Genomic DNA, 2101 nt, shown 5'->3' with positions numbered 1-2101 from the left:
GTGAATGTTTCTGTACCAGCAGGCCCATCAGGGTTTAAGTCATTAGTACCTACATCACCAGATACTGGAGTATTGACAAATGTATCATTGATATCATTGATAGCAGTTATACAATTTGCCAGAATCGTAACTTCAACAGTAGTTGTACATAAGTTAGCATCAATAACATTTACAGTGTAAGTACCAGCCAATAAATCATTAAACGTGCCATTATTTTGGTTGGCGCCACCATCAATGTTATATGTATAAGGAGCGGTTCCATCTTGCGCCTCAACTGTTACACTTCCAGTAGCAGAACAAACGATATCAGTTTGAGAAGTAATACTAGCAGATAAAGCTGCATCAGGTTGTTCAACAGTTGCACTATCAGTAATAGTACATCCATTAGCATCAGTAATAGTTACAGAGTAATTTCCTGCAGGAAGGTTCGTAATATCTTCAGTAGTTTCTCCATTTGACCATAAGAAAGTATAATCTGTGGTTCCACCATTAACTGTTAAATCTAAAGAACCAGTATTTTCTCCATGGCAAGCTACATCTGTTACTGCTATTCCGGTACTTAAAGCAGTTGGTTCATTTACAGTAGTAGAGCTTACAGAATCACAGCCAGTATCGATATCACTAACAGTAACCGTATAAGTACCAGCTACTAAATTAGATATAGATTGTGTAGTTTCACCATTACTCCATAAATAAGTAAAGTTACCTAAACCACCAGTTACATTAACGGTAGCAGTTCCGTCATTTCCTCCATTACATGATACAGGTGTAGAAGAAGCCACAGCAGAAAGGTTTCTACAGTCACCATCATTTACGGTAACAGTAGTCGTAGCAGTACAACCATTTAAGTCCGTTACAACAACTGTATAGTTACCGTCACTTAAACCAGTTACAGTTTGAGTCGTTGCTCCGCCAGGAGACCATAAGTATGTATAACCTGGTGTTCCTCCAGATGGATTTGCAGTTACAGTTCCATCATTAGTAGTAGGTCCAGTTTCATCTGTAGATGTCGCTGTAACACTAATAGCTGTAGATGGCTCAGTAATTGTAATACTTTCTTCAACAGGAGAACATACCGTACCGTCAATAGTGACGCTAACTGTATATACACCAGCAGGTAAATTAGAGATAGAACTTGTTGTATTGGTATCATTTTGATTGGCCGCTGGTATTGCAGGGCTCCAAACAAAAGTAAATGTAGCATTTGGATTTGCTATAGAACTTGCAGACACAGTGGCGTTTCCAGTACTATCTCCTTTACATAGTATGTTGTCTATATCACCAACAACAGCTATTACGGCATCACAGTCACTTACACAGTTGATTACGACACTTTGTACCGCAGTACAGCCATTAGCATCAGTTACTGTAACGGAATATTGAGTACCTCCAGTAATATCTCCAGAAAGGTTAGTGGCTGTTTGTGTTGTTTGACCATCGCTCCATAAATAGGTATAAGCTCCAGTACCTCCAGAAGGAGTCGCAGTAGCTGTACCATTAGCACATCCTAAAGTTGCATTCGCATTCGTTTTTGTTAACTCTATGCTTATGACCTCTGGCTGAGTAATTTGCACCGGAGTAGATAATGTTGCAGTACACCCATTCCCATCAGTAACAATAACATTATAGCTATCTGCTGCTAAACCAGAAATATCCTCTGTGTTAGCACCATTAGACCAAGCATAAGTGTATGGCAATGTTCCACCAGCAACAGTTAAATCAATAGATCCTGAATTATCTCCGTTACATAGTAAGTTTGTACTAGTAGCTTGTACAGTAAGTTCAGCATCAGGTTGAGTAATAGTAGCGCTAGCTGTTTCAGTACATCCGTTAGCGTCAGTAATGGTATAGTTATACGTACCAGCAGCAAGACCAGAATGAGTTTGGTCAGTAGTTACATCTGTAGCAGTAAAGTCACCAGAAATATCATAAGGACTAGTTCCACCAGCAAAGCTGATTGTAATAGACCCGTCAGAAAAACCGAAGCACGATACATTAGAAGCTACTGTTGCATTAGCTGTTACATCAGAAGGAGCAGCAGCAATAGTAGCGCTAGCTGTTTCAGTACATCCGTTAGCGTCAGTAATGGTATAGTTATACG

Annotated in this window: 1 protein-coding gene; it reads right to left on the bottom strand. The window is 39.6% G+C overall.

The genetic code is table 11. The features are described 5' to 3' along the window. On the bottom strand, window positions 1-2101 hold a 2101-nt coding region (locus IEV10_RS14280), incomplete at both ends, for a SprB repeat-containing protein (protein WP_188375414.1).

Origin of the sequence: Winogradskyella haliclonae (genome assembly GCF_014635865.1) — a bacterium.
Lineage (GTDB): Bacteria > Bacteroidota > Bacteroidia > Flavobacteriales > Flavobacteriaceae > Winogradskyella > Winogradskyella haliclonae.
The sequence above is the reverse complement of the archived record's forward strand: the minus strand, read 5'-3'. Positions and strand labels throughout refer to the sequence as shown.